The sequence below is a fragment of the Sutterella massiliensis genome (genome assembly GCF_016899755.1).
Lineage (GTDB): Bacteria > Pseudomonadota > Gammaproteobacteria > Burkholderiales > Burkholderiaceae_F > Sutterella > Sutterella massiliensis.
On sequence record NZ_JACJJC010000553.1, the window covers coordinates 1 to 233 of the forward strand.

Sequence of the window (233 nt, forward strand, 5' to 3'; positions counted from 1 at the left end):
CAGCTGCAGCTTCTACCAATATTTTATGCCATGCCTGAGCCTTTTCCATTTCTTCAGCAGGAATTTCTTCAATCGTCGGCTCACCGCCTTCCGGTTTCCAAGAATATTTTTTCATTAAAAGTACATCAATCAACGAATTAAAATCGGGACCTGTACTGATAGGATATTGCACTGGCACCACCTTGGAACCATAATTTTCCTTCAATTGCTCCAGCACACGATCAAAATCACAT

Annotated in this window: 1 pseudogene; it reads right to left on the bottom strand. The window is 41.2% G+C overall.

Annotation, left to right across the window (positions count from 1 at the left end):
* Positions 1 to 233: pseudogene (locus H6A60_RS14695) on the bottom strand (hypothetical protein); the annotation flags it as partial.